The 26,589-nt window shown below is 56.4% G+C and carries 21 protein-coding genes; 8 read left to right on the top strand and 13 right to left on the bottom strand.

Annotation, left to right across the window (positions count from 1 at the left end; translation table 11 throughout):
* The first annotated feature begins 2 nt into the window (after positions 1 to 2).
* Both rapZ and QN378_RS21130 read left to right on the top strand, forming a co-directional pair.
* Entirely contained in the window at positions 3 to 860 is an 858-nt protein-coding gene (gene rapZ / locus QN378_RS21135; protein ID WP_322205382.1) for an RNase adapter RapZ, read from the top strand.
* A 16-nt stretch (positions 861 to 876) separates the two neighbouring features.
* Positions 877 to 1,149 (top strand): HPr family phosphocarrier protein, encoded by a 273-nt coding sequence (locus QN378_RS21130; protein WP_322205383.1) that lies wholly within the window; start codon positions 877 to 879, stop codon positions 1,147 to 1,149.
* 174 nt (positions 1,150 to 1,323) lie between these two features.
* Here QN378_RS21130 and pmbA read toward each other — a convergent pair whose 3' ends face one another.
* Complete coding sequence (gene pmbA / locus QN378_RS21125; RefSeq protein WP_322205384.1) at positions 1,324 to 2,670, bottom strand: metalloprotease PmbA; 1,347 nt, start codon at positions 2,668 to 2,670, stop codon at positions 1,324 to 1,326.
* A gap of 107 nt (positions 2,671 to 2,777) precedes the next feature.
* On the opposite strand from pmbA, the gene yjgA reads away from it, so the two are divergent.
* Entirely contained in the window at positions 2,778 to 3,299 is a 522-nt protein-coding gene (gene yjgA / locus QN378_RS21120; protein ID WP_322205385.1) for a ribosome biogenesis factor YjgA, read from the top strand.
* 47 nt (positions 3,300 to 3,346) lie between these two features.
* Here yjgA and tldD read toward each other — a convergent pair whose 3' ends face one another.
* The 8 genes from tldD to mreB all read right to left on the bottom strand — a co-directional run bounded on the left by tldD (position 3,347) and on the right by mreB (position 14,654).
* On the bottom strand, positions 3,347 to 4,786 hold the full coding sequence (tldD, locus tag QN378_RS21115; protein WP_322205386.1) for a metalloprotease TldD: 1,440 nt from the start codon (positions 4,784 to 4,786) through the stop codon (positions 3,347 to 3,349).
* A 2-nt stretch (positions 4,787 to 4,788) separates the two neighbouring features.
* The gene (locus QN378_RS21110) at positions 4,789 to 5,640 is read right to left on the bottom strand and encodes a carbon-nitrogen hydrolase family protein (protein WP_322205387.1); all 852 of its coding nucleotides are present in this window, start codon (positions 5,638 to 5,640) and stop codon (positions 4,789 to 4,791) included.
* A 45-nt stretch (positions 5,641 to 5,685) separates the two neighbouring features.
* The gene (locus QN378_RS21105) at positions 5,686 to 9,501 is read right to left on the bottom strand and encodes a YhdP family protein (protein WP_322205388.1); all 3,816 of its coding nucleotides are present in this window, start codon (positions 9,499 to 9,501) and stop codon (positions 5,686 to 5,688) included.
* Between the two features lie 127 nt (positions 9,502 to 9,628).
* Positions 9,629 to 11,086 carry a ribonuclease G gene (gene rng / locus QN378_RS21100; protein ID WP_322205389.1) on the bottom strand — a complete coding sequence of 486 codons (1,458 nt, stop codon included), beginning with the start codon at positions 11,084 to 11,086 and terminating at the stop codon, positions 9,629 to 9,631.
* Complete coding sequence (locus tag QN378_RS21095; RefSeq protein WP_322205390.1) at positions 11,083 to 11,694, bottom strand: Maf family protein; 612 nt, start codon at positions 11,692 to 11,694, stop codon at positions 11,083 to 11,085. The genes rng and QN378_RS21095 overlap by 4 nt, the downstream gene beginning before the upstream one ends.
* Positions 11,695 to 11,802: 108 nt before the next feature.
* Positions 11,803 to 12,294, bottom strand: a complete 492-nt coding sequence (gene mreD, locus QN378_RS21090; RefSeq protein WP_322205391.1) for a rod shape-determining protein MreD — start codon at positions 12,292 to 12,294, stop codon at positions 11,803 to 11,805.
* A complete protein-coding gene (gene mreC, locus QN378_RS21085) occupies positions 12,294 to 13,388 on the bottom strand; it encodes a rod shape-determining protein MreC (protein ID WP_407074067.1) in 1,095 nt (364 codons plus the stop codon). Before mreC ends, mreD begins: the two co-directional genes overlap by 1 nt.
* A 228-nt stretch (positions 13,389 to 13,616) precedes the next feature.
* On the bottom strand, positions 13,617 to 14,654 hold the full coding sequence (mreB, locus tag QN378_RS21080; RefSeq protein ID WP_322166077.1) for a rod shape-determining protein MreB: 1,038 nt from the start codon (positions 14,652 to 14,654) through the stop codon (positions 13,617 to 13,619).
* Between the two features lie 209 nt (positions 14,655 to 14,863).
* Between mreB and gatC the strand changes: the two genes are divergently transcribed.
* From gatC to QN378_RS21055, 5 genes are all read left to right on the top strand, one after another.
* Positions 14,864 to 15,151, top strand: coding sequence for an Asp-tRNA(Asn)/Glu-tRNA(Gln) amidotransferase subunit GatC (gatC, locus tag QN378_RS21075; protein ID WP_322205392.1), 288 nt, complete (start codon positions 14,864 to 14,866; stop codon positions 15,149 to 15,151).
* A gap of 15 nt (positions 15,152 to 15,166) precedes the next feature.
* Positions 15,167 to 16,618: an Asp-tRNA(Asn)/Glu-tRNA(Gln) amidotransferase subunit GatA gene (gene gatA / locus QN378_RS21070; RefSeq protein ID WP_322205393.1), complete on the top strand. Its 1,452-nt coding sequence runs from the start codon at positions 15,167 to 15,169 to the stop codon at positions 16,616 to 16,618.
* 11 nt (positions 16,619 to 16,629) lie between these two features.
* Entirely contained in the window at positions 16,630 to 18,075 is a 1,446-nt protein-coding gene (gene gatB / locus QN378_RS21065; RefSeq protein WP_322205394.1) for an Asp-tRNA(Asn)/Glu-tRNA(Gln) amidotransferase subunit GatB, read from the top strand.
* 166 nt (positions 18,076 to 18,241) lie between these two features.
* Positions 18,242 to 18,622, top strand: coding sequence for a septal ring lytic transglycosylase RlpA family protein (locus QN378_RS21060; protein WP_322205395.1), 381 nt, complete (start codon positions 18,242 to 18,244; stop codon positions 18,620 to 18,622).
* Between the two features lie 45 nt (positions 18,623 to 18,667).
* On the top strand, positions 18,668 to 19,726 hold the full coding sequence (locus tag QN378_RS21055) for a calcium/sodium antiporter (RefSeq protein WP_322206939.1): 1,059 nt from the start codon (positions 18,668 to 18,670) through the stop codon (positions 19,724 to 19,726).
* Here the strand turns inward: QN378_RS21055 and QN378_RS21050 are convergent.
* The 4 genes from QN378_RS21050 to ptsP all read right to left on the bottom strand — a co-directional run bounded on the left by QN378_RS21050 (position 19,723) and on the right by ptsP (position 26,382).
* Positions 19,723 to 20,664 carry an AEC family transporter gene (locus QN378_RS21050; RefSeq protein WP_322205396.1) on the bottom strand — a complete coding sequence of 314 codons (942 nt, stop codon included), beginning with the start codon at positions 20,662 to 20,664 and terminating at the stop codon, positions 19,723 to 19,725. The two genes, QN378_RS21055 and QN378_RS21050, sit on opposite strands and share 4 nt — an antisense overlap.
* 100 nt (positions 20,665 to 20,764) lie before the next feature.
* Positions 20,765 to 22,504 (bottom strand): PTS fructose-like transporter subunit IIB, encoded by a 1,740-nt coding sequence (locus tag QN378_RS21045; RefSeq protein ID WP_323546711.1) that lies wholly within the window; start codon positions 22,502 to 22,504, stop codon positions 20,765 to 20,767.
* A 15-nt stretch (positions 22,505 to 22,519) separates the two neighbouring features.
* Entirely contained in the window at positions 22,520 to 23,461 is a 942-nt protein-coding gene (gene pfkB, locus QN378_RS21040; protein WP_323546709.1) for a 1-phosphofructokinase, read from the bottom strand.
* Positions 23,461 to 26,382 (bottom strand): phosphoenolpyruvate--protein phosphotransferase, encoded by a 2,922-nt coding sequence (gene ptsP / locus QN378_RS21035; RefSeq protein WP_323546707.1) that lies wholly within the window; start codon positions 26,380 to 26,382, stop codon positions 23,461 to 23,463. The genes pfkB and ptsP overlap by 1 nt, the downstream gene beginning before the upstream one ends.
* Positions 26,383 to 26,589 lie beyond the last annotated feature (207 nt).

Raw genomic sequence — 26,589 nt, 5'->3', positions numbered from 1 at the left:
TCATGCGAATGATCATCGTCAGTGGCCGATCCGGCTCCGGCAAGAGCACCGCACTCAATGTGCTAGAAGATAACGGCTTTTATTGCATCGACAATCTGCCCGCCGGCTTGCTTCCAGAATTGGCTGATCGTGCTCTTGTTCATACTGAACTGGCCGAACCACTCGTAGCCGTTTCAATTGACGCGCGCAACCTCCCTAGTCATCTATTCCGCTTTCCTCAGCTACTTGAGGAACTGCGCAATCGACATATTCAATGCGATGTGCTGTACCTGGACGCAGACGAAGAGACCCTGCTCAAGCGCTTCTCGGAAACGCGTCGCCGCCATCCGCTAAGCAGCGCCAATCGCTCGCTGGCTGAAGCAATACGCGATGAAAGCTCCCTGCTCGGGCCCATCATAGATTTGGCTGACCTGAAGATTAATACCACGCAGCTCAATCTTTATCAGCTACGCGATACGATCAAGCTGCGCTTATTAAACAAACCAGAGCCCGGTACCGCATTTTTGATAGAGTCGTTTGGTTTCAAGCGCGGCATGCCCGTAGATGCCGATCTGGTGTTCGACGTGCGCTGCCTGCCAAATCCCTATTGGAAAACAGAGCTGCGCGAGCAATCAGGCCTGGATCAACCCGTTGCTGAGTATTTGGCCGCCCAGCCTGATGTCGAAGAGATGTTCCAGGATATTTACACGTATTTGAACAAATGGTTGCCTCGCTTTGCCGCCAGCAGCCGAGCTTACGTCACAATTGCCATTGGCTGCACCGGCGGGCACCACCGTTCCGTCTATCTGACCGAACGTTTGGGTCGGGTGTTGCAGCAATCCCTCAAGAATGTTCAGGTTCGCCACCGCGACCTCAACTGATAGGACTTCTATCGCGATGCCCGTTCATCAAATTACCATTATCAACAAGCTTGGGCTGCATGCACGTGCTGCGGCGAAATTCGTCGGGGTTGCCGGACGTTTTCCCTGTCAGATCAGAGTCGGCCGCACAGCCGAAAGCATGGTCGACGGCAAAAGCATCATGGCCGTCATGATGCTAGCTGCGGGCAAAGGCACTGATATCCATCTGCACACTGAAGGTGACGACGAACAGGCAGCTTTAGACGGTTTGATTGAGCTGATCAATAACCGGTTTGATGAAGGCGAGTGAGCTGAGCCGATAATTCAACGGGATCTGCGTGAGACTGAGCGTGTTCGGGAAACGAGGTTGCGACGTTCAGATAATCATAATCGGACCTTCGCAAATAAGTTCGCACCGCACCGGCCTTTTTGTCTGTAGGAGCTAAAGGGCGGCTCCTACAGATATTCAGCGTCATTCGATGGTTTAGCTACCTGCAACCATCATCCGCTCGATCAATACCGAACCCGTACGAATATTACTGCGCAGTTCAAGATCGCTGCCAATAGCAACGATTTGCTTGAACATGTCTCGCAGGTTGCTGGCAATGGTGACCTCTTGGACAGGGAACTGAATCTCACCGTTCTCAACCCAAAAACCCGCCGCACCACGGGAGTAATCGCCCGTCACCATGTTCAAGCCGCTGCCCATCAACTCGGTGACCAACAAGCCGCGCCCCATGCGACGCAATAATGCAGCCTGATCTTCTACACCATGAGTAACAAACAGGTTGTGCACGCCACCTGAGTTTGCGGTACTCGGCAAGCCCAGCTTGCGCCCGGAATAGGTTCCCAGCACGTAGGACACCAGATCACCATTCTCCACGAACGGCTTTGCGTAAGTCGCAAGGCCATCCCCATCGAACGCAGAACTGCCCATGGCGCGCATTAGATGAGGCCGCTCGTCGAGGGTTAGCCATTCTGGAAATAGCCGTTGGCCCATCGCGCCTTCGAGAAATGACGACTTGCGGTACAAGTTGCCGCCTGAGATGGCCGCCAAAAAGTGTCCGAAAAGGCCACCAGCCAATTCTGCTGAAAACAATACAGGCACTTCGCACGTTGGGACCGGACGTGCGCCCAAACGGCTAGCGGCACGCTGCGCGGCACGTCGGCCAATGCTCTGGGCATCTGCCAACAATTCACCCTGGCGACTCACGTCATACCAATAATCACGCTGCATCTGGCCGTCACCTTCGGCAATCATGACGCAGCTCAGGCTATGACGGGTCGAAGCGGAACTACCGATAAAGCCATGACTGTTGCCATAAACACGGCAGCCTTGATGAGTGTTGAGCGTTGTACCGTCGGCGTTCTTGATGCGGCTGTCGGCGTCGAAGGCTGCGGCTTCACAGATCAAAGCACGCTCAATCGCCTGTTCCGGGGTTATGTCCCAAGCGTGGAACAGGTCGAAATCCTGCAGATCTTTAGCCATCAACGCGGCGTCGGCAAGGCCCGAGCTTTCGTCTTCGGACGTATGCTTGGCGATGGCTAGCGCCGCAGCCACTGTTTCGCGAATGGCATCAGCGCCGCTGGCCGAAGTGCTCGCAGAGCCTTTGCGTTGCCCTACGTACAAAGTAATACCAAACCCTTGGTCGCGATTAAATTCGACAGTTTCAACTTCACGTTGCCGAACCGACGTCGACAAACCTTGCTCCAGTGACACCGCCACTTCACAGGCGCTAGCGCCTTGACGCTTGGCTTCAGCAAGAATTTGCTCGACTTGGTCTTGCAGTGCCGGCAAGGCTTGTGGGCCGACGCTTTGAGATTCACTCATGACTTTCTCCATCAAATTCTGCTTTCGGTATAGACCGAATACCGAGCGGGCCGGACAAGCGGCCCCCGACTGGTTATCATGGCGGCGATTATTAGCGGACTGCCCCCATGGTTGATTCTTACGACGACTCCCTCGACGAGGGTAAAAGCAAAACTCAGGTCAAACGCGAGCTACATGCTCTGGTTGACATGGGCGAGCGCCTGACCACACTCAAGCCTGACCTGCTGGCTAAGCTGCCCCTGACCGACGCCCTGCGCCGGGCTCTGGCTGAAGCGCCCAAGCACACGGCAAACATTGCGCGCAAACGGCATATCCTGTTCATCGGCAAATTGATGCGCGATCAAGACCTTGACGCCATCCTGGTATTGCTCGATCAGCTGGATGCCTCCACTCGCCAATACAACGAACGCTTTCACGGCCTGGAACGCTGGCGTGATCGCTTGCTTGTTGGCACCGACGAGGTGATAGAAAAATTTGTCGGTGACTATCCGCAAGCAGATCGTCAGCAACTGCGCTCCTTCATTCGTCAGGCTCAACATGAGCTCGCGCAAAACAAGCCGCCGGCTGCCAGCCGCAAATTGTTCAAGTACATCCGTGAGCTCGACGAGACCCATCGCGGTCTGCGCTAGTCCCTGATCCGGGGTTGGGTGGTTCTCCACCCAACCCCGGATCGCGTTCAACCGCCTGTCCCCCCTACCGTGATCGCGTCGATCTTCAAGGTTGGCTGACCCACGCCCACCGGTAAGGACTGACCGTCTTTACCGCAGGTGCCTACACCGCTATCCAGCGACAAATCGTTACCGACCATCGACACTCGACTCATAGCTTCCGGCCCGTTCCCGATCAAGGTCGCGCCTTTGACCGGTGCTGTGATCTTGCCGTCTTCAATCAAATACGCTTCGCTGGTGGAAAAAACGAATTTACCGCTAGTGATATCCACCTGTCCGCCGCCCAAGTTGGCGCAGTAGATGCCGCGTTTTACCGAGGCGATGATTTCGGCAGGGTCACTCTGTCCGGCCAGCATGTAGGTATTGGTCATGCGCGGCATCGGCAAGTGCGCATAGGACTCACGACGACCATTGCCGGTCCGGGCCACGCCCATCAGCCGTGCATTGAGCTTGTCCTGCATGTAGCCCTTGAGCACACCGTTTTCAATCAGCGTTGTGCATTGCGTCGGTGTGCCTTCATCGTCCACCGACAGCGAACCTCGACGGCCGGCCAACGTACCATCATCGACGATCGTGCACAGATTGGACGCAACCATTTCACCCATACGCCCACTGTAAGCGGAGCTGCCCTTGCGGTTGAAATCGCCTTCCAGACCATGACCGACCGCTTCGTGTAGCAGTACGCCCGACCATCCTGGCCCTAACACTACTGGCAAGGTGCCCGCAGGTGCTGGAATTGCTTCCAGATTGACCAATGCCTGGCGCAGCGCTTCGCGGGCATAACCCATGGCACGGTCATCGCTCAGGAAATAACGGTAATCGGTACGCCCGCCACCGCCATGACCGCCGCGTTCACGTCGACCGTTCTGCTCGACAATAACGCTGACGTTAAACCGGACAAGCGGGCGTACATCCGCTGCCAGGCTGCCGTCGGTGGAAGCCACCAAAATGCGCTCCCAGACGCCGGCCATGCTGACTGTGACTTGCTGAATGCGTGAATCCAATGCGCGCGTAGCGACATCGACACGCTTGAGCAGTTCGACCTTCTCTGCCCTGCTCATGACTTCAAGCGGGTTATCCGGCGCGTAGAGCTGGGCTACGTCTTGCGTAGTAAACGCCTGAACCGTGCCTTCTTGCCCAGCCCGCGAAATCGAACGCGCGGCGCGCGCCGCCAGACTCAAGGCTTCATGGGTAATGGTGTTGCTGTAGGCGAAACCGGTTTTCTCGCCCGATTGCGCCCGCACACCGACGCCTTGATCGAGATTGAAACTGCCTTCCTTGACGATGCCGTCTTCCAATGCCCAGGATTCGGAAATCTGTCCCTGAAAATACAGGTCAGCCGCATCGATCCCAGGTCCGGCCAGCTCGCCAAGCACTGACTGCAAGCTGTCGAGGCTCAAACCGCCAGGCGCTAAAAGGTGTTCGCTGACAGAGGACAAATCGCTCATATTCACTCCGAGGTATACACAGGCCGCACGGCGTCCTGCGAAAAAAATCGCCGATGATTAGACACCGGCATCCGCGCCCGTATGGACGCCTGTTCATCGCTGTTGCGCTCGGCCAGCAGCACCGCTTCGCCTTGAGCCTGTTCGGCCAATACTCGCCCCCAGGGGTCGATGATTGCTGCATGCCCGTAAGTTTCTCGTGGCCCCGGATGGGTTCCACCTTGCGCTGCTGCCAGCACATAACACTGGGTTTCTATCGCACGCGCCCGGATCAGGATGTCCCAGTGTGCGGCACCGGTCACCGCGGTGAATGCCGACGGCGCGGTAATCAGTTCCGCCCCGGCCTCACGTAGCGCACTGTACAATTCCGGGAAGCGTAGGTCGTAACACACGCTCAATCCCACGCGCCCTACCGGTGTATCCGCCACCACCACATTGTTCCCGTGGGCATAGTCATCGGACTCGCGGTATCGACCTCGGCTGTCGGCAACGTCCACATCAAACAGGTGCAATTTGTCATACCGCGCAATTTGCTCGCCGCGCTCATCGATCAACAACGAGCACGCGGTCACTTTGCCTTGTTGCCGATCACTCGGCGGGAGCGGAATCGTGCCGGCAACTATCCATAACTTGAGGTCGCGGGCGGCCAGTTTCAACCATGGCATGATAGGGCCTTCGCCTAGCGCCTCGGCGCGACCAATATCGGCGACGTCTCGACGACCCATTGCAGCGAAGTTTTCCGGCAATACGACGAGACGTGCGCCGACCGCTGCCGCCTGTTCCAGAAGACGACGGGCTTGAGCGAGATTGGCCAGGACATCACTGTTGCTGACCATTTGAATCACGGCAAAAGACATCACGCGCTCCGGACAAGACATACAGCCACTGTACTCCACCGCGCGCTATTGAGGTTTTTCAAAAGGTTTGTAGAAAGTGATTTTGGGGTCTTTGACCGGTCCTTGGACGCTGTACTGCACACTGGCAAAACGAGCTACCCGGTCACCCAATAATTTATCGACCAGGAATAAAGCACCGCCAATCGCCGGTGCGCCTATGATCAACGCGGCAATTGGCAAGTTATTGGTGACCGGCAGCGTCACAAGTAGTTTCGCGTCGACCCGGTCCTTGACCATGTCCAACGTGCCATCGAGCTCTAGATTACTCGATGGACCCGCCAGGGTAATTGGGCTGCGCGTCACGTAAACACCGTCGCTGGCAACCAGCAGACCCTTGACTTGGTCGTAGCTTAAGCCTTTACCGAGCAAATCTGAAAAATCCAGGCGCAGTCGGCGACCAATTGAGTTGAAGTTCAGCAGTCCGAAAACCCTGAGCGCTTGAGCGCTGCCTTCCACTTCTACGAACTGGCCTCTGTGCAACATAGCATCAAGGCTGCCAGAGTAGCGCTTAAGCGCAATCCAAGCGGGCGAGCCCGGCCAGCGGCCATCGGCGTTGAGCTCAAAAGACTCACTGGTGACCGAGGGCGCAAAGCTCCATGCTTTCAACACATCCGCCAGATTTTTGCCGGTGATTTGCCCCTTGTACCAACTGCTGGTCGATCCTGGCGCCCCTTCCCAACCTCCTTCGCCCTGCAGCAACATGCCTTTGAGACCAAGGCTTAACTCCGACAGCCGAGTTCCGGTCGGGGTCGGTCGTGCTTTGAGCGACCAGCCGCCAATCAATTGATCGCCCTGATATAGCTGGGTAACTTTGATATCCATCGACGGAAGCGATCGCGGGTCAACGTCCGCCAGTGGGTCGGGTGCATTTTCCACCACGGCGGCACCGGGGTCGGCGGGTGGCAATTTCAAATACAACAGATCGATCGCAATCGGCGCCGTTTTCGCGTCGGGCAAGTTTGCAGTGCCTTTGAGTAATGCACTGTCCATCGTCACGGCCCATGCTGCGTCTTTACGATCCAGCTGCAAGCTGACGTTTTCTAGGGTTGAGCCCATAACACTAAGCTTGCCGATTTGCAGGTCTGCGTTGCTCAGCAATTGCTTGGCACTGCCGCCGGGATCGTTACCCGCGTAGTGCTCGACTACGCTTTTCCAGGGTGCAACATCCAACTCAGACAATTCACCACGCACTCTAAGCCCTTTAGCGTCTGGAACGACCGCACCGCCTTTACCGAGGAACAGCTCACCCCGTCCTTGCGCCATCTTGCCGCTGGGCGAAGCGTAAGCGAGGTTGGCAAGGTCACCGTAAGTCACCCATAATCGCCGCTCCGGGCCTTGTAGGGTCATTCGGAACTGACTGTCACGCACTTCGTCCGGCCCTTTGCCAAACGGTGCAGGCAAGTCGACAGCCAACCCCTTAAGGTTGGAATCAATCTGTAGTTGGCTGTCGGCACCACCAAGGGTCACTTGCAGTTGATAAGGCATTTCGCCGGAAACCGGCATCGGCTGAGTATCACCCAACCATTGGGCAAGCCTTTTCTGTCCAATCTGGCCGCTGGCTGCGATCCGTGTCGTGATTGCTCCCGGCTTGCCTTCAGCAAAAATTTGCGCAGTGACCGGGTGCTCAAACGCTTGAGCGCGAATGTTATTGCCACTCAAACCTTTGGTATTGTCAAAGCGAAATGAGCCTTTAAGCTGGGTCAAGTCCAGCGACGGATTAGCCAATCTCAGACGCGCAGAGTCGGTATCGAAATCCACTAGAACCTTAGGCTCTTCGCCTTTACCCAAGGAAATGTCCAGCTTAAGTTTGCCTCGCAATGGGCCGTCACCCTGCCAACCGGCGAACGTATCGGCTGTACCGATGGGCGCTTCCTGTAAAATTTTCACGCCATCAGCCAGATCGCCCGCGAAGTCACTGTCGATCAATAAATGACTATTTTTTCCCGCAGCTGCATGGGGAATATTGACCGTGACATTGCTGATCTGAGTGTTTAGCAAACTACCTTTACTGGCGTTGATCCTGACACCCGCTCCATCGACAAATACCTTGGCGCTCACACCCGTCAATGTTGGCCAACCTGGTTGAAACGCCAGCGAGGCGTCGTGAACCTTAAAAAACAAACTGATGTTGCGCGCCGCATCCACAGCATCGTGCTGTAGCGAGCCTTGATACTGGAAGTAACCCTGATCCACGGCCCCACCCAGAATCGAAGTACGTAGCCACTCATCCAGGGCAGGGCTGAGCACCGCCGGTAAATACTTACCGGTGTAACGGCCATCGCCATCGACCAGGCCAACCCGCAGATCCATATAATCTTCCAGCGGGGAATTGAAGTGCAGCCTAATGAGAAAATCGCTGGCAATTTTGCCTTCATCACCGAGCACCTTGATGTACGGCGCAATCAAGGTAAAACTTTCCTTATCCAGCTTCCAAGTCAGTCGGGCATTGGCTTTTTGATACTGCCACGGCTTGGCAAAGATCGGGGACAAGTAAAGCATGAAGTCGTCAGTATCCAGGCGCAGCTCACCTTGGCCTAGATCGCCACTTATGCTGCCGCTGACATTTCCGGCTGCCGGTGCACCGTGATAAGCGTTGAAGCCGACCTTATCGAGATTGGCAGCGAAGCTGAAACGCTTGTCATCAATGGCTTGAGGCCGGTAGTCAAGCAGGACGTTGCGCAATCCGCCGGTCACTTTCAAGTGGTTTAGCACGACCATGAGTTGATCTGGCAGCGGCACCAGCGAATCGAGGATCGGCGTAATCGGCGTCAGGTCCAAACGATCGGCCTGCAGGTGCCAGAGTTCGTCATTGTCGCCAGTAGCAACCTGTTGTTTGAGCTGAATACGGCTTTCCCAGCGTTTGTCGCCAATGTTCATGGCTAACGATTCGAGCGACAGCGTGAAACCTGTTTCGATGCGCTGAAACCATGCACTTACGGCCAAATTGCTAATCTTGGTCGGCTTACGATCAGCATAAGCTCCAATAAATTGTGGGGCATTCACCCGAGCCACCGCACTTTGGAGCATGCCCTTGCTCCACGTTAGCCAAAATTCTCCACCCGCTTTAAGCGAGGATAGCTTCCACTGTTGTGTAAGGCTGGCCGGCAGCCAATGCGCCCAATCACTTTGAGGCAGGCTCAGGTAAACCTCAGCTTCGCCATCGCGCCATTTTTGCGGCTGAACTCGTGAACGCAAGTTAAGCGCTATGGGCTGGCCGTCGGGCAAGGTCAAGCGAGCGTCAAGTTGCTGATCATCCCCGGCAGTTTCAAGGGTAAAACCGAGGTAAGTAAAGGTCAGTGGTGACTGCCCGTAGGGTTGCAACGTAACTTGACTATCAAGCAATGACAGCCGGGTCACAGCTTTAATCTGGATCAACATTTGTTCGGGGTCGAACGGTTTATCGTCTTTAACCGGCAGTCCCTGAAGCGCCCAATGTCCGTCCTGATCCTCCCTAAGGCTCAGTTGTAAACCGTCGAGTTCAAGGTGAGCGATGCGTACTTCGTGGGCCATCAAGCTGGCCCAGAGATCGGGCACTGCTCTGACATGGTCGAGGCGCAAGGCGTTGGCACCCTCCCCCACGATCACATCATTGGCTATCAGCACGGGCACAAAGCCACTCCAGCGGCCTTCCAAGCTGCCGATGCTGAGGGGCATGGCAAGCGCGGCACGGGCTTTGGTTTGGATTTCGAACCGATACTCGGCAACCAACGGAACCAGTTGTCGGCCGACGCTGACATAGAGCGCCGTCAACACCAAAAACAGCGCGCAAGCGCCCAGGCCCAAACGAATCAAGACGCCAAGAACCCGTGTTAGCCGGCCCATATCAGCGGGCCATCCGGGCTAAAGTCTGAACATGCGATCGGCATTGCCGCGCAGTCATTGGGAAGATCCGGGATTGCTCATTCGCCACGCATAATTCTCATTAGATTTGAATCCGACGGATCACTGATCAGAGCAGCACTACGTCATATTGTTCCTGGGAATACATTGTCTCGACTTGAAAACGAATGGTGCGGCCGATAAAACCTTCCAATTCAGCGACATTACCCGACTCTTCATCCAGTAGGCGATCCACAACTTTCTGATTAGCCAGTACACGATAGCCTTCTGCTTGATAAGCCCGGGCTTCGCGGAGAATTTCGCGAAAAATTTCATAACAGACTGTTTCTGGAGTCTTTAATTTACCCCGACCCTGACAACTACTGCAGGGCTCGCACAGCACTTGCTCTATACTTTCACGAGTGCGCTTGCGGGTCATTTGCACCAGTCCCAACTCGGTAATGCCGATGATGTTGGTCTTGGCGTGGTCGCGTTCCAGCTGTTTTTCCAGCGTACGCAGTACTTGGCGCTGGTGTTCACCATCCTCCATGTCGATGAAGTCAATGATGATGATTCCGCCCAAATTACGCAGGCGCAATTGGCGTGCAATCGCCGTTGCCGCTTCAAGATTGGTTTTGAAAATGGTTTCTTCCAGGTTGCGATGCCCGACAAACGCACCAGTGTTGACGTCGATGGTGCTCATCGCTTCAGCCGGATCAATCACCAGATAACCACCGGACTTGAGAGGAACCTTACGTTCAAGGGCTTTTTGGATTTCGTCTTCAACCCCATAAAGGTCAAAGATCGGCCGCTCGCCTGGGTAATGCTCGAGGCGATCGGCGATTTCCGGCATCAGTTCGGAAACGAATTGAGTGGTCCGCTGAAACGTTTCCCGTGAATCGATACGGATTTTTTCGATCCGTGGGCTGACTAGATCACGCAGCGTGCGCAGGGCTAGACCAAGGTCTTCGTAAATCACACTGGGAGCGCTGACCGTCTGGATTTGCACGCCAATCTGATCCCATAAACGGCGCAGGTAGCGGATGTCCATTAGGATTTCATCGGCGCCAGCGCCTTCCGCTGCAGTCCGTAGAATAAAACCGCCAGCTTCAGTTATGCCTTCTTGCGCAACGCAGTCAGTCACTACTTTTTTCAGTCGCTCACGCTCAGCTTCATCTTCGATTCTGAGCGAAATTCCCACGTGCGCAGTCCGGGGCATATACACCAAGTAGCGGGACGGGATCGATAACTGAGTGGTCAGGCGCGCGCCTTTGCTGCCAATAGGGTCTTTGGTGACCTGCACTACCAAGCCCTGGCCCTCGTGAACCAGTGCGCTGATACTTTCAACCGACGGGCCTTCGCGCATGGAAATTTCCGAAGCGTGAATGAACGCTGCGCGGTCCAGGCCGATGTCGATAAATGCCGCCTGCATACCGGGCAAAACCCGCACGACTTTGCCTTTGTAAATATTGCCAACGATACCGCGCCGCTGGGTACGCTCAACGTGAACTTCCTGAAGTACGCCGTTCTCAACTACGGCCACGCGCGATTCCATCGGCGTGATGTTGATTAGAATCTCTTCACTCATGGCTTTTTACCTTCAAGGCGTTGCCAACAGGGTATGCCGAAACGGCTAAGCATTTCTGCGGTTTCGCACAATGGCAAACCGACGACTGCAGAATAACTACCCTGCAGGCTTTCGACGAAAATAGCTGCCAGGCCTTGAATTGCATAACCACCCGCCTTGTCTTGTGGTTCGCCGCTGTGCCAATAGGCCTGAGCTTCTGCGCTGTGGATTGGCCTAAATCGTACAAGAGTACGGACGATGAGGACTTCACACTTTTCGTGATCGAGGAGCGCGACCGCAGTCAGTACTTCATGCTCTCGGCCAGACAGCGCACTGAGCATGGCCAAGGCATCCGCTCGATCCACCGGTTTGCCAAGGATTCGGCCGTCTAGAACGACAGCGGTGTCGGCACCCAACACGCATGTTGGCGACCCCTTCGCGTCGAGCACAAGCAACGTCATACCCGCCTGGGCCTTCGCGCGCGCCAGCCGCTCTACGTAGGCAACAGGAGACTCTTCGGGGAAGGGGGTTTCGTCAATGTCAGCGCTGAGCGCCGCAAAGGACACGCCTATTTGCGTTAACAACTCACGACGACGCGGTGAACCAGAAGCCAGGTATAACAGGGGCATACGGACATCTCCTTGTCGGTGATCAGGCCATCGCCACCGTGTTCGTGACTATGCAAAAAATGCCACCGCGGAAAACGTAAGCCGTGACCGGTACAATAACTCTATCGATTAATAGATCGCCAAGCGTTTGCTCAAGCCTCTCAATCCATAACTGACCCATGGCCAGAGCAACGCACTGACTAGCGCTGGCAATACCAGCGCCAGCGTCGGCTGACGATTACCAGTCAACGCACTCAACCAGAGTTGCGCCAACTGGGCCAAACCAAAAATAACCAAAATGACCATACTTTGCTGCCACATCGGGAAGGTGCGCAGACGTTGCTGCAAAGACATCACCAAGAATGTGATCAGGGTCAAAATCATCGCGTTCTGCCCAAGCAATGTACCGTACAACACGTCTTCGGCCAGCCCGAGCATCCACGCAGTGGCCATGCCAATTCTATGCGGCAGCGCTAACGCCCAAAACGCCAACAGGAGCGCGAGCCAAAGCGGGCGAAATATTTCCATGAACTGCGGCAACGGGGAAACACTCAGCAGTAAACCAACAGCAAAGCTGAACCACACTACCCAACCATTTTTTGCGTGCGCGAGACGGACCATTATTCTTCCCTCGTCCCAGGTGCTACAGGTGCGGCAACCGGCGGTTTGATCGCAACTGGCTTGACCGGCGGTTTGCCGGCAGGGATTGTTTGCGTATGGGATGGCGTTGGCGAACCATGTGCCGGGGCCGGGTTGGGGACGGCGGATGTCGCCGGAGCATGAACTGCACCAGGGCCAGGTTTAGCGTGTGCCCCGGCAGGTATAGCAACGCCAGGTGCAGAAGGAGTGGCAGGCGTAGCAGCCTCCGCGCCAGGATGATCAATCACTTCCTGAGCTTGCGCAGCATCGGCCGCCCGCTGCTCGGCCGACCGGCCATCGCTGAAGACCAGCAACAGGTAACGGCTGCGATTCAATGCGGCAGTAGGAACGGCGCGCACGATGGCGAACGGTTGGCCGGGGTCGTGAATCACTTCCCTGACGGTCGCCACCGGGTAACCCGCCGGAAAGCGCTGACCGAGTCCAGAGCTCACCAACAGGTCGCCTTCTTTGATGTCCGCCGTGTCTGGCACATGCCGAAGTTCCAAGCGTTCCGGGTTACCAGTGCCACTGGCAATGGCACGCAAGCCATTGCGATTGACCTGAACCGGGATGCTGTGGGTGATATCGGTTAGCAGCAGAACTCTTGAGGTGTACGGCATTAACTCGACCACCTGGCCCATCAAGCCACGGGCATCGAGGACAGGCTGACCCAGCACCACGCCGTCGCGCTCACCCTTATTGATAATGATGCGATGCGTAAAGGGATTGGGGTCCATGCCAATCAACTCGGCCACTTCGACCTTTTCGTTGACCAGCGCGGAAGAGTTGAGCAACTCGCGCAGACGCACGTTCTGCTCAGTCAAAGCCGCCAGTTTTTGCAGGCGCCCTTGCAGCAGCAAAGCTTCAGTCTTGAGTTTTTCGTTCTCGGCGATCAGCTCGGTACGGCTGCCAAACTGGCTGGCGACACCTTGATAAAGGCGTTGCGGCAAATCGGCAATCCAGTACGACTGCATCAATACCAGCGACATCTGGCTGCGCAGAGGCTTTAGCACCGTAAAACGGGCATCCACTACCATCAGCGCAACGGATAAGACGACCAGCACCAGCAGGCGCACGCCCAGTGAGGGGCCTTTTGCGAAGAGCGGTTTAATAGGCCGCTCCTTGCGGGCATGCGTTCGATGGATTGAGCTTCAACTGGTTGTACTTATTCTTCATACGGCATGCAACCGGCCTAGACACAGATGGACAGAAGATAACGCCTTATTTTGGCGCCAGCCTAACGAATACAGGCAGCATCGCTGCTACCTGTAGACCACGACTGCTGGACTTTGCGCTCAACGAACTCACTCGGTAGAGAGCAGGTCCATGGTGTGCTTGTCCATCATTTCCAGCGCACGACCACCGCCGCGAGCCACGCAGGTCAGTGGGTCTTCGGCGACGATTACCGGCAAACCCGTTTCTTGGGCCAGCAACTTGTCCAGGTCACGCAACAACGCGCCACCACCGGTCAGCACCAGACCGCGCTCGGCGATGTCCGAAGCCAGCTCCGGAGGCGACTGCTCCAGCGCGCTTTTAACCGCCTGAACGATAGTCGCCAGCGACTCCTGCAGCGCTTCTAGGACTTCGTTGGAGTTGAGTGTGAAAGCACGTGGAACGCCTTCAGCAAGGTTACGACCACGTACGTCAACTTCACGCACTTCTCCGCCAGGGTAAGCGGTGCCGATTTCCTGCTTGATGCGCTCTGCGGTTGATTCACCAATCAGGCTGCCATAGTTACGACGTACGTAGGTGATGATCGCTTCGTCGAAACGATCGCCACCCACTCGCACGGATTCGGCATACACAACACCATTGAGCGAGATCAGAGCGATTTCAGTGGTACCACCACCGATATCGACAACCATTGAGCCGCGCGCCTCTTCCACTGGCAGGCCAGCGCCGATCGCGGCAGCCATTGGCTCCTCGATCAGGAACACTTCACGAGCACCGGCACCAAGGGCCGACTCTCGAATGGCTCGACGTTCCACCTGAGTGGATTTACACGGCACACAGATCAACACCCGAGGGCTTGGCTGCAGAAAGCTATTCTCATGAACCTTGTTGATAAAGTACTGCAGCATCTTTTCGCACACGCTGAAGTCGGCAATAACACCGTCTTTCATCGGGCGAATGGCCGCAATATTGCCCGGAGTACGGCCAAGCATACGCTTGGCTTCCATTCCGACGGCAACAACGCTTTTCTGATTCCCGTGGGTGCGAATGGCCACCACCGAAGGTTCATTCAGTACAATACCGCGCTCACGCACGTAAATAAGGGTGTTGGCAGTGCCCAGATCGATCGAAAGATCGCTTGAGAACATGCCACGCAGTTTCTTGAACATGGGAAAAGGACCCTAGGCAACGCGTGGGTAAAAAAGTGCGGCAAACTCTAACAACGACAGGGATTTTGGGCAAGGAGCCAATATGTTAAATTGGCTGTTTTTCCAAGCACGAGCCAAGACGTTCGCGGCCATACGACCGCAGAAATGCGGTAGTGTTCGCACAATCTAACACACGGAACCCATCCGTCTGCTTTCCACTGGAGATTCCCATGGCGCTTGATCGCTCCGACGTGGAAAAAATCGCTCATTTGGCCCGACTAGGCCTGAATGACGCCGATATTCCGCGTACTACCGATGCACTTAATAATATTCTCGGGCTGGTAGATCAGATGCAAGCCGTTGATACCGGCGGTATCGAACCACTGGCGCACCCGCTCGAAGCCTCTCAACGCCTGCGTGCTGACGTCGTGACCGAGCGAAATCAGCGCGATACTTACCAAGCCATCGCACCAGCGGTCGAAAACGGCCTTTATCTGGTTCCGAAAGTCATCGAGTAAGGGAAAGAGCCTTCAATGCACCATTTGACCCTAGCCGAGATCGCCCGCGGACTCGCCGAAAAAAAGTTTTCTTCTGAAGAATTGACCCGGGTTCTACTGGCGCGTATCGCCCAGCTTGACCCGAAAATCAACAGCTTCATCACGCTCACCGAGGACTTGGCAATTGGCCAGGCACGCTCGGCCGATGCCCGCCGCGCGGGGGGTGAGAGTGGCGACTTGCTGGGCGTCCCACTGGCCCACAAAGATCTGTTTTGTACCTTGGGCATTCGCACCAGTTGCGGTTCGAAGATGCTCGACAACTTCAAAGCACCGTACAACGCAACGATTGTCGCTAAATTGGCCGCCGCCGGTACGGTAACGCTAGGCAAGACCAACATGGACGAATTCGCCATGGGTTCTGCCAATGAGTCCAGCTATTACGGTCCTGTGAAAAACCCGTGGAACCTTGAACACGTTCCCGGCGGCTCGTCGGGTGGTTCGGCGGCGGCCGTTGCCGCTCGCCTGTTGCCTGCCGCTACCGGCACCGACACTGGCGGCTCTATTCGCCAGCCGGCGGCGTTGACCAACCTCACGGGTCTAAAGCCGACATACGGTCGTGTGTCACGCTGGGGGATGATTGCTTACGCTTCAAGCCTTGATCAAGCCGGCCCGATGGCGCGCACGGCTGAAGACTGCGCTCTGCTGCTGCAAGGCATGGCCGGCTTCGATCCGCAGGACTCCACCAGCATCGATGAGCCCGTGCCGGATTATTCCGCCAGCCTCAACGGCTCGTTGCAAGGACTGCGAGTCGGTATTCCAAAAGAATACTTCGGCGCCGGTCTCGACCCACGTATTGCTGAATTAGTTCTTGAAAGCGTCAAGGAGCTGGAAAAACTCGGTGCCGTCGTCAAGGAAGTCAGCCTGCCGAACCTGCAACATGCCATCCCGGCTTACTACGTCATTGCACCCGCTGAAGCCTCCTCGAACCTGTCGCGTTTTGATGGCGTGCGTTTTGGCCATCGTTGCGAGGACCCGAAAAACCTTGAAGACCTGTACAAGCGTTCTCGCGCAGAAGGCTTCGGCCCAGAAGTGCAGCGGCGAATCCTGGTCGGGGCCTATGCGCTATCTGCCGGTTATTACGACGCCTACTACCTTCAAGCACAGAAAATCCGGCGCCTGATCAAGAATGACTTCATGAGTGCCTTCGCTGAAGTCGACGTAATTCTGGGGCCAACCACGCCGAACCCAGCCTGGAAAATCGGCGCCAAGAACGACGACCCGATTTCTGCCTATCTGGAAGATTTCTACACCATCACCGCCAACCTTGCGGGCCTGCCAGGCTTGTCGATGCCGGCCGGTTTCGTCGCCGGCCTGCCGGTCGGCGTGCAACTGCTTGCGCCCTACTTCCAAGAAGGCCGCTTGCTCAATGTCGCTCACCAGTATCAACAAGTGACCGACTGGCATACGCGCAGCCCATCAGGCTTCTAAGGAGAAAACACATGCAATGGGAAGTTGTGATCGGGCTGGAGATTCATACCCAGCTGTCGACCCAATCGAAGATTTTCTCCGGCAGCAGTACTACGTTCGGCTCTGAGCCAAACACGCAAGCAAGTCTTGTGGACCTCGGCATGCCTGGCGTATTGCCGGTGCTGAACCAGGAAGCGGTGCGGATGGCGGTCAAACTGGGCTTGGCGATTGACGCCGAGATCGGCCAGCACAATGTGTTCGCACGGAAAAACTATTTTTACCCGGACCTGCCGAAGGGTTATCAGATCAGCCAAATGGAATTGCCGATTGTTGGCAAAGGCCATCTGGACATTACGCTCGAGGACGGCACGGTCAAGCGTATCGGCGTCACCCGTGCGCACTTGGAAGAAGATGCAGGCAAGAGTTTGCATGAAGATTTCAACGGGATGACCGGGATTGACCTGAACCGCGCTGGCACGCCGCTGCTGGAAATCGTTTCAGAACCAGACATGCGGTCCGCCAAAGAAGCCGTAGCCTACGTCAAAGCCATGCACGCACTGGTTCGTTACCTGGGCATTTGCGACGGCAACATGGCCGAGGGCTCTTTGCGTTGCGACTGTAACGTATCGATCCGTCCGTTTGGGCAAGTCGAATTCGGCACCCGTTGCGAGATCAAGAACGTCAACTCGTTCCGCTTCATTGAGAAAGCCATCAACACCGAAGTTCGACGCCAGATCGAGCTGATCGAAGACGGTGGCCGGGTGATCCAGCAAACCCGTCTGTACGACCCAGGCAAAGACGAAACCCGCGCCATGCGCAGCAAAGAGGAAGCCAACGACTATCGTTACTTTCCGGACCCCGACCTGCTGCCGGTGGTGATCGAGAGTTCGTTTCTTGATGAAGTCCGCGCCACGCTGCCGGAATTGCCACCGCAAAAACGCGAACGCTTTCAGGCACAGTTCGGCTTGTCGGCCTATGACGCTAGTGTCCTGGCTTCAAGCCGCGAACAAGCGGATTACTTTGAAAAAGTTGTTGGTATCAGTGGCGACGCCAAATTGGCCGCCAACTGGGTCATGGTCGAGCTGGGCAGCTTGCTGAACAAACTGGCCGTGGAAATTGATCAGTCACCGGTCAGCGCCGAGCAATTGGGCGGAATGTTGCTGCGCATTACCGACAACACTATCTCAGGCAAAATCGCGAAGATGGTGTTCGAAGGCATGGCCAATGGCGAAGGTAGCGCTGACGAAGTAATCGAGCAACGTGGCCTGAAACAGGTAACCGACAGCGGCGCTATAGAATCGATGCTTGACGAAATGCTTGCGGCCAACGCTCACCAAGTGGAGGACTATCGCGCAGCAGACGAAGCCAAGCGCGGCAAGATGTTCGGTTTCTTCGTCGGTCAGGCCATGAAAGCGTCAAAAGGCAAAGCCAACCCGCAACAAGTGAATGAATTGCTGAAAAGCAAACTTGAGGGGTAAACATAACCCCCCCTGTAGGAACCAAGCTTTTTAAGTTCTGAGGGGCTGTGGGGCGAATTCATTCGCGATTGGGATGACGCGGTGACCATATTTACCGCGGTCCCGAAAGAGTTCGGTCCCATAGCGTTGTGCGAATCCAAGCCGAAAACCATTGAAGGACCAGACCATGTGGCGGCTCTTCAGCACGTGCGCTTTACTTACTTTGCTTACTTTACTGGCCGGTTGTGCCGGCCAGAACATAGATCCTCGGGGTTACAACGAAACCGGCAGCGCTTCTTTTTACGGCGCCAAACATCAAGGCAAACGCACCGCCAGCGGTGAGCGCTTTGACCAAAACTTACTAACTGCCGCACACCGCGACTTACCCTTCGGCACGCGGCTGTTGATCACAAATCTGGGTAACGACAAAACCGTCGAAGTTCGGGTTAACGATCGCGGTCCTCACTCCCATGGACGCCTGATCGATTTGTCACGCAAAGCCGCGGAGCAACTCGGTATGCTGAGCGCCGGTGTAGCGCGGGTACGCGTGCAAACGTTAGGCGACTGATAGGTGACTTGAATTCTAGGGCTATCCACGCTTGCTCTGCCGAACCTGCTTCAGCTGTTTGGCGGCTTATTTCTTTTGGTGGTGGGCGCTGAGTTATCAGTACGCGCAGCCGTGCGCTTGGCCGCCAGCCTAAAAGTCAGGCCATTGATTCTCGGGCTGACGGTGGTCGCCATGAGTAGCAGCGCTCCGCAAATGGCGGTTAGCCTGCAAGCTGCTTTTTCTTCCAGTCCTGACATCTCGGTGGCCAGCGTGGTGGGCAGTAACATTTTCAATGTGCTGATCACCTTGGGCCTGTGCGCACTCATCATCCCATTGCGAGTCGCACGGCAATTGGTTCGCGTCGACACGCCATTGATGATCGGTGCCAGTGCGCTGGTATTTGCTTTGTCTTATAAAGGCGAACTCGGCGCGGTAGACGGCGCTATCCTGTTATTTGCATTGCTGGCATATCTACTGACGTTGGCACGACGTTCGCGCCGGTACGTGCCGAAAAGTACGCCGAAACACACACATACGTCCCTAGCACGGCAAGTCGTCAGTGTTGTAACAATAGCTTTTGGTCTGATGTTGCTGGTGATGGGGGCGCACTTGTTGGTAGAAGCCGCTGTGGCGATTGCCCAAGATCTGGGGTTATCGGAACGGGTGATCGGCCTGACTGTGATCGCGGGCAGTACTTCGTTACCGGCGCTAACCACCTCGTTAATCGCCGCTATGCGGGGCGAGCGGGACATTGCGGTTGGCAATGTGATCGGTAGCAATCTGTTTAACCTGCTTGGCGTGCTGGGTATGACCGCGATGGTCGCACCGAGCCCGTTATCCATATCACCGAACGCGCTGGGCTTCGATTTGCCGGTGATGCTGGCGGTTTCTGCCGTATGTTTGCCGGTGTTCTATTCAGGCTATCGCGTCACGCGCACCGAAGGTTTGCTTCTGCTCGGGCTGTACTTGGCCTATGGACTGCACATTATCTCGTTTACCACGGGGATGCCGCTGGCCCATACGCTGGAAAAACTGATGAGCTACTTGATTCTGCCCCTGCTGGCTGTGCTCATCCTGTTTACTTCCGTGAAGGCATGGCGACGGCAGCATCAGAGAAGCAGCTAAATCCAACCGCCCCACTGCAGGATAAAAATTCCGATGTTGGTGGTGATCGCCGCTGCCAGCGTGGTGATCACAATAATCGCCGCGGCTAATTCATGATTGCCATTGGCCGCCCGCGCCATGACGAAGCTAACGGAAGCGGTTGGGCTGCCAAAATACAGAAACAAAATTCCCAATTCCGCCCCGCGAAAACCCCATAACCATGCACCCAATGTACTGAGCACCGGCAGCCAGATCATTTTTACCGTACTGGCACTGATCGCCAGATCGCCACTTTTGCGCAACGCCACCAGCGACAAGGTGCCCCCAATGCAGATCAACGCCAGCGGCAAGGTCATCTGTGCCAAGTATTCGCCGGAAGTTTGCAGCCAGCTCGGCAGACCAATCTTGAAGTAAGCGAACGGTGCAGCCACCAACACGCTGATAATCAGCGGATTGCATAAAACACTTTTTAATACGCTCCACGGATCAGACTTAATTACCGGGCTGTAGACCGCCAACACAATGGTCGACAACGTGTTGTAGAGCAAAATGACTAGCGCCGCGAGGATCGCGCCTAACGAAATCCCGTAGTCGCCATACAAACTGCCCGCCAGCGCGAGGCCAATAACACCATTGTTTCCGCGAAACGCGCCTTGAGTGAAAATCCCTCGGTCTTCGTAAGGGCAACGCCAAATCGCCCATCCCCATGCAAAGCCAAAGCTGACCAGTGTTGCAATGAAAAAATACCCCAGCAACGCCGGTTTCAACGCTGCGCTCAGGTCCGCATGAATAATGCCGAGGAATAACAACGCGGGCATGGTGACGTTGAACACCAAGGCTGATGCTGTATGGATAAAGCTGTCGTTGATCCAGCCCACCCGCTTGAGCGCCACACCGAGAAACAACATGGCGAAAACCGGCGCGGTGATGTTCAGGGTCTCTAAAAATATACCCAGCATGTGTTCAAAACCCTGGCCCGTCGTTAGGCGGGTAATGATATGTCAGCGGGCGTACAGATTCACTGTGCAGATCACCATGATTGGGGTCCACGGTCATTTGTTACACCACTGTAACCCCTTCCATCTCAACCACTTCCGGGCGCTTCAGCAGCGCATACGACACGCCGGTTAGCACACTGCCAGCCACAATGGCGAGCAGGTACAGCAAGGCATGATTGATCGCATTGGGGATCAACATTACGAACAATCCGCCGTGGGGTGCCATCAGCTTGCAGCCGAAGAGCATCGACAATGCTCCCGTCAGTGCGCCACCCGCGACGCTGGCCGGGATTACACGCAACGGGTCTTTCGCTGCAAATGGAATCGCCCCTTCAGAAATAAAACATAGGCCCAGCACCAGTGCAGCCTTGCCCGCCTCGCGCTCGCTCTGCGCAAATTTGTGACTCGCAATGACGCTGGCGATGGCCATGCCGATGGGCGGCACCATACCCGCAGCCATGGCAGCGGCCATGGGTGCATAGCTCTGCGACGCCAGCAGCCCGACTGAAAATGCGTAAGACGCTTTGTTGATCGGGCCGCCCAAGTCGACACACATCATCGCGCCGAGCAACACGCCCAACAGCACCGCATTGGTGGTACCCATGCTGTCGAGGAAATGCGTCAAGCCTTGCAGCATCGCCGCCACGGGGGTGCCGACCACATAGATCATTACCAAACCAGTGAACAAACTCGCCAACAACGGAATGATCAAAATCGGCTTAAGCGCTTCCAGGCTAGCTGGCAAGCGCGCATATCGGTTAACCGCCCAGGCGCTGTAACCCGCCAGAAAACCGGCAATGATCCCGCCAATAAACCCCGCACCCAAGGTGCTGGCTAGCAAACCCCCGATCATTCCCGGGGCGAGGCCCGGACGGTCCGCAATTGAATAAGCGATGTAACCCGCCAGCAAGGGCACCATTAACTTGAACGCTGTATCGCCGCCGATTTTCATCAACGCTGCGGCTAACGTGCCTTGATCTTCATACGCGTGGATCCCGAATACGAACGACAATGCGATCAACAGACCGCCCGCCACCACCATCGGCAACATGAACGACACACCCGTCAGCAGGTGTTTATAGACGCCGGTTCTCTCTTTTTTACGCGGCGCCGCGTGTGCACCCACCGCAGACTCCACCGCGCCTTCAGCCAAGGCAGCTTTTAACGTAGCCTCCGCTTGCTTAAGGGCAATGCCGGTGCCGCAGCGATAAATTCGCTTCCCGACAAACCGCTCGGTATTGACCTCGATATCCGCAGCCAGCAACACCACATCCGCTTCAGAAATGGCTTGAACGCCCAGCGGGTTGCGCGCACCCACCGAGCCCTGTGTTTCTACCTGCAGTTCATAACCCAGCCGCTTGGCCGCCTGCTGAATAGCTTCTGCCGCCATAAATGTGTGAGCAACCCCAGTGGGGCAGGCGGTGACTGCGACCAAACGTGGAGGTCTGACGCTGGCGGTTATTGAAGGCGAAGCATCAACGGCCTGGTGGACGTGCACGATGGCGCGCTCAGCGGCCGTACGCAGGAAGCCTTCAGCGTCCGCTAATGCGTGAGCCGGCGTGGTTTGAAAAAGACGTTTACCCACAAACCGACTCAAATCCAAAGCACCGGTACTGACCACCAACACCCAATCAGCAGCGACGATCACTTCGGGCGAGAGTTGATTATCAGGCAGATCAGGCTTGTGGATTTCGACGCTGGTTTGCCAACCCAGGCGCTGCGCGGCAGCCTCCATTAACCGGGCGCTGAGGACGCTGCTGATTTTGCCATTGGGACAGGCCGTAATAATCGCTAACTTCATGGGTCACAATCCTTCTTATTGTTCTGTCAAAGCGCACACGTTGACGCCTTTTTCTAGCAACTTCAGTTGCGCCAAATCACCAATGCCAAAACCGATCTGAGTTACCGCCATTGCCGCAATTGCCGTGGCTGTACGCAAAGTCTGCTGGGGCGAATGGCCGCTTAGCAGCCCATGAACCATGCCCGCCAGCAATGAATCCCCTGCCCCGACAGTGCTGGCAACCACCACCTTGGGTGGCAATGCTTGCAGCGCCACGCCAGAACTGAACCAGTGCACCCCTTCCGAGCCTTGGGAAATCACCACATGCTTGATGCCTTGCGTATGCAAACGGGCAGCAACCTCGGCTTGGGCCTCAATTGAGATAATCGGAGAATCCAGAGCTTCAGCGAGCTCTTCGGTATTGGGTTTGATCAGCCAAGGGCTCGCCGACAATGCAGCGCGCAACGCCAACCCGCTGGTATCGACGGCAACCTTCAGGCCCAGACCGTTAAGACGCAGCAGTAGCGCTCGCAGCCATTCTGGGCTGACACCGCGCGGCAAGCTGCCGGCTAGGACGACGGCGTCAAAACCCCCAGCAATTTGCTCCAGACGCGTCATCAACTCATGTTGCGCATCTTCACCAACCTGTGGCCCCGGCCCGTTCAAATCAGTAATGCGCCCGCTGGTCTCTGCCAATTTGATGTTGCTGCGGGTTTCACCAGGCACCCGCACGAATTCATCGACAAACCGCCGCTTGGCAAACAACGTCTCAAACGGCTGCTGATTGTCGATGCCGAGAAATCCACCCACCGTCAACTGGTGTCCTAAATCGGCTAGCACTTGCGCGACGTTGAGACCTTTGCCCGCAGCATGACTGAACATGGCGTGGCTACGATTGACCTGCCCCGCCTGCAACGGCCCCATTTGCACAGTGAGGTCCAGCGCAGGATTTAGTGTCAGGGTTAGAATTTTCGCCATTATAAAGTCTCCAAAAGCCGAGCATCCGCCGACAGCGTTTCAACGAGCGCGCGCACTTCGCTGGCTGTCCCGAGGGTCAACGCACGGCGCGCCAGGTGCTGCACGTCGCCCAGGCTCAACTCACGAACGCAGGCTTTGACTTCGCCAATGCTGCGCGCCGCAACACTTAACTCATCGACGCCCAATCCCACTAGCAGTACCACTGCCCTGGGATCAGCGGCCAACTCACCGCAGACGCCGACCCATTTACCATGGGCATGCGCAGCGCGCACGGTGATGTCGATCAGTTGCAGCACCGCAGGGTGCAAGCCATCCGCTTGCCCCGACAATGTCGGATGGCCGCGGTCGATGGCGAGGGTGTACTGAGTCAGGTCGTTGGTGCCAACACTGAAAAAATCCACTTCACGGGCTAGCACTGGCGCCAATAATGCGGCCGACGGCACTTCGATCATGATCCCTAGTTGCAGGTCCGCCACGGGGATTTCTTCACGCAAACGCAGGGCCATATCTCGGGCCTGGCGCCACTCTTCAACAGTGCCCACCATGGGAAACATGATCCGCAACGGGCGATTGTCGGCAGCACGTAATAGGGCGCGGAGCTGGCTTTCCATGATTTCCGGCCGCTGCAAGGTCAGACGAATACCTCTTACGCCCAAGAATGGATTCTCTTCCTTGTCCATCGGCCAGTACGGCAAGGGTTTATCGCCACCCACGTCTAGCGTTCGCACCACCAGCGGCCTGCCTTGGAGTGCATCAAATACGCGTCGATATTCAATTTCTTGGGTGGCTTCGTTTGGCGCCTGAGTATGGGCCATGAAAATAAGCTCGGTGCGCAAAAGGCCAATGCCCTCCGCGCCTTGCTCAACAGCCACTGCGGTACTGGCGCTATCGCCGATATTGGCGAACACCTCCACGGCGTGTCCGTCACGGGTGAGTGCAGGCTCAAGGCGTAATGCTGCCGCAGCGTTTAAGCGTTTGATACGGGTATCACGCTCAAGGATGGCGCGCTGCAAACTAGCGGTGTCTGGCGCGACGCTGAGTCGCCCGCGTAACCCGTCGAGCAGCAGCGGGGTGCCGGGCTTGATCAGTAACACTGCATTGCCCGCACCCACCACCGCCGGAATGCCTAGGGCTCGGGCAACAATGGCGCTGTGCGCGGTAGCGCCGCCACGGGCTGTCAGAATGCCTGCCACCCGTGCGGGATTGAGGCGTGCGACATCGGACGGACCGACTTCATCCATGACCAGGATGTAAGGTTGCTCGGGCTCGACGACAGTTTCGACGCCGCATAACTGTGCCAGCAACCGGCGCCCGATGTCTCGCAGGTCTGCGGCACGTTCCGCCAGCAGTGCATCATGCAATTGCTCCTGCCGCAGGGCGGCTGCTTCCACGACGCCGACCCAGGCCGCAGGTGCACTTTCGCCTTGCTCTAAGCGTGCGCAGACTTCATCGGTAAGGCCGGGATCGTCGAGCATTTCTTGGTGAGTGATAAAAATCTCACGAATCGCCTTGGCATTAGCGCGCTGGATTAGCCCCTCAAGGTCCTGACGAACCGCAAACAATGCCAATTGCAGGCGTTGATGCTCAGCCGCGCTAGATTCACCCCTCAAGGGATAGTCAAACTGATGCGCCACTGGAACGTGCGCCGGTCCCACCGCAATACCAGGAGCCGCAGCAATGGCCTGGATTACGCTGCCATCAGCGGGGGCAATCACGCTTGGCGCGATCGTCTTTGGCTCCGTCTCCACGGGTGACTCGACGGCAGCCATGTCGGTCTTCGAGAGCGGGCGGGAAAGCGCCTCACTTTCCTCGCCCAATCCCTCTTGAACCGCTGCAATCAAGGCCGGCAAAGCATCGGCGGCGACCATGGGGTCAACCGTGAACTCCAGCGTTTGCCCATGGCGTGCGCCTAGACTGAGCAACCTGGTCAGGCTTTTGACCGACACAGCACTTTCACCACTTTCCACAACGCGTACGCGAATCTCGCCTTCGAAGCTTTTTGCCAGTTGCGCCAGAGTCTTCGCCGGTCGAGCATGAAGGCCGTGAGCATTGGCAAGTGTCACCCGCTGGCTGGGCCAATCTTCTGGTAATTGGCAGCCCAACACCGCCAAGACCGCGTGACTGCTGGTGGCCAGCCCTAGTTCGCGGCCTCGGCCTTCGACCAGCACCGAACACAAGCGCTCAAGGAGTGCTTGATGAGCCTCACCCATGCTGGCGAGGCAAAATAAACCGGTGAGCGGCTTACCCAAAAAACGAATCGGTTTGTCTGGGGTGACAAAGGCCAAGCCGGGACGCTTGACGGTTTGCTCGCTGTGCAGCCACCAAAGGCCGTCACCCAGTGGCAACGCTTCAACCTGTTGCAGTACGGCCGCGAAGCCGTTGCTCACACAGTCGGCTTTGCGCAAAAGACGCGCACCACGCCACACCAGCTCTTCGAAGTCATCTGCCGAGACACCGAGGCCGATCAACTGCGCATCAAGTGCCAACGCTTGCGGAGCGCCCTGCAATAACTCAATCAACGCTTCGGGGGATGCTGCCTGACGCAACGCTTCACCCAAGTCCGCGTCTCCTAGCGCCCGAGTGAGCAGTTGCAACAAGCGTAAGTGTTCATCGGTTTTAGCCGCGATACCGATGGCCAGATACACGATCTGCCCCTCACCCCAGTCCACGCCGTTGGGGAACTGCAACAGGCGCACGCCAGTGGCATAGACTTGATCGCGTGTTTGCGGAGTGCCGTGGGGAATGGCGATGCCTTGGCCTAGAAACGTTGATCCCTGAGCTTCTCGGCTTTGCAGTCCTAGAAGATAACCCTCTGCCACCAAGCCATCGGCGACCAGCTTGCTGGCCAACAATTGCAATGCAGCAGACTTGTCCATAGCCGTTTGGCCCATGGATATCTGCTCTACGGTGAGTTCGAGCATACTTTTCTCCTTTTTGTTTAGGGACTGCATTCACACATCTGCGCATCCACGACTACTAGCAGGCGCGGAATAACTATCTGACCGCCTCGAAGCGAGTAGTGCAGAAGAATTATTTCTATAGCTGAATCGATTAATCTATCAAGTCCGGCACGTTACTCGATAATCTGCGGCCGTTGAAGCCCAACCGTCATATGGGCAGGACGGTTT

Source organism: Pseudomonas sp. 10S5, from assembly GCF_035019745.1.
In the GTDB taxonomy this organism is placed as follows: Bacteria; Pseudomonadota; Gammaproteobacteria; order Pseudomonadales; family Pseudomonadaceae; genus Aquipseudomonas.
The sequence above is the reverse complement of the archived record's forward strand: the minus strand, read 5'-3'. Positions and strand labels throughout refer to the sequence as shown.

What these genes read in the sequence shown, in the direction of transcription:
- rng (WP_322205389.1), bottom strand. Translation starts at nt 11,086, where the DNA reads ATGAGTGAAGAGATTCTAATCAACATCACGCCGATGGAATCGCGCGTG.
- pmbA (WP_322205384.1), bottom strand. Translation starts at nt 2,670, where the DNA reads ATGAGTGAATCTCAAAGCGTCGGCCCACAAGCCTTGCCGGCACTGCAA.
- pfkB (WP_323546709.1), bottom strand. Translation starts at nt 23,461, where the DNA reads ATGGCGAAAATTCTAACCCTGACACTAAATCCTGCGCTGGACCTCACT.
- mreB (WP_322166077.1), bottom strand. Translation starts at nt 14,654, where the DNA reads ATGTTCAAGAAACTGCGTGGCATGTTCTCAAGCGATCTTTCGATCGAT.
- rapZ (WP_322205382.1), top strand. Translation starts at nt 3, where the DNA reads ATGCGAATGATCATCGTCAGTGGCCGATCCGGCTCCGGCAAGAGCACC.
- QN378_RS21050 (WP_322205396.1), bottom strand. Translation starts at nt 20,664, where the DNA reads ATGCTGGGTATATTTTTAGAGACCCTGAACATCACCGCGCCGGTTTTC.
- gatB (WP_322205394.1), top strand. Translation starts at nt 16,630, where the DNA reads ATGCAATGGGAAGTTGTGATCGGGCTGGAGATTCATACCCAGCTGTCG.
- QN378_RS21045 (WP_323546711.1), bottom strand. Translation starts at nt 22,504, where the DNA reads ATGAAGTTAGCGATTATTACGGCCTGTCCCAATGGCAAAATCAGCAGC.
- yjgA (WP_322205385.1), top strand. Translation starts at nt 2,778, where the DNA reads ATGGTTGATTCTTACGACGACTCCCTCGACGAGGGTAAAAGCAAAACT.
- ptsP (WP_323546707.1), bottom strand. Translation starts at nt 26,382, where the DNA reads ATGCTCGAACTCACCGTAGAGCAGATATCCATGGGCCAAACGGCTATG.
- gatA (WP_322205393.1), top strand. Translation starts at nt 15,167, where the DNA reads ATGCACCATTTGACCCTAGCCGAGATCGCCCGCGGACTCGCCGAAAAA.
- QN378_RS21060 (WP_322205395.1), top strand. Translation starts at nt 18,242, where the DNA reads ATGTGGCGGCTCTTCAGCACGTGCGCTTTACTTACTTTGCTTACTTTA.
- QN378_RS21130 (WP_322205383.1), top strand. Translation starts at nt 877, where the DNA reads ATGCCCGTTCATCAAATTACCATTATCAACAAGCTTGGGCTGCATGCA.
- QN378_RS21105 (WP_322205388.1), bottom strand. Translation starts at nt 9,501, where the DNA reads ATGGGCCGGCTAACACGGGTTCTTGGCGTCTTGATTCGTTTGGGCCTG.
- QN378_RS21095 (WP_322205390.1), bottom strand. Translation starts at nt 11,694, where the DNA reads ATGCCCCTGTTATACCTGGCTTCTGGTTCACCGCGTCGTCGTGAGTTG.
- tldD (WP_322205386.1), bottom strand. Translation starts at nt 4,786, where the DNA reads ATGAGCGATTTGTCCTCTGTCAGCGAACACCTTTTAGCGCCTGGCGGT.
- mreD (WP_322205391.1), bottom strand. Translation starts at nt 12,294, where the DNA reads ATGGTCCGTCTCGCGCACGCAAAAAATGGTTGGGTAGTGTGGTTCAGC.
- gatC (WP_322205392.1), top strand. Translation starts at nt 14,864, where the DNA reads ATGGCGCTTGATCGCTCCGACGTGGAAAAAATCGCTCATTTGGCCCGA.
- QN378_RS21110 (WP_322205387.1), bottom strand. Translation starts at nt 5,640, where the DNA reads ATGTCTTTTGCCGTGATTCAAATGGTCAGCAACAGTGATGTCCTGGCC.